The organism is Pseudomonas sp. HY13-MNA-CIBAN-0226, assembly GCF_040310305.1.
GTDB classification, from domain to species: domain Bacteria; phylum Pseudomonadota; class Gammaproteobacteria; order Pseudomonadales; family Pseudomonadaceae; genus Aquipseudomonas; species Aquipseudomonas gregormendelii.
Genome location: NZ_JBEOPS010000259.1, coordinates 1 through 272 on the forward strand (window position 1 = coordinate 1; position 272 = coordinate 272).

Here is a 272-nt window from a genome sequence, read left to right on the forward strand (position 1 = left end):
GAACAACGAGTGGTTCGCATGCCCGCCTCCTTGGTTGACCACGGCGGCGCGTAATTTCTCAGGCAATGTTTGGACGCTGGACACCAGCTTCTCCACCGGCCAGCCGGCGAACTCAGTGCCCTCGACTGCGGCATTGAGGTTATTGATGTAGGTCTGGTGGTGTTTGGTGTAGTGAATTTCCATGGTTTGCGCGTCGATATGCGGCTCGAGGGCGTCGTAGGCGTAAGGCAAGGCCGGCAAGGTATAAGTCATATCAATGTGCTCCATAGTGG

Annotated in this window: 1 protein-coding gene; it reads right to left on the minus strand. The window is 56.2% G+C overall.

Translation table 11 applies throughout. The features are described from left to right. The coding region (locus AAEZ05_RS28670; RefSeq protein ID WP_502947807.1) for a superoxide dismutase at positions 1-252 on the minus strand (252 nt) is incomplete at its 3' end. Between the last annotated feature and the right edge of the window lie 20 nt (positions 253-272).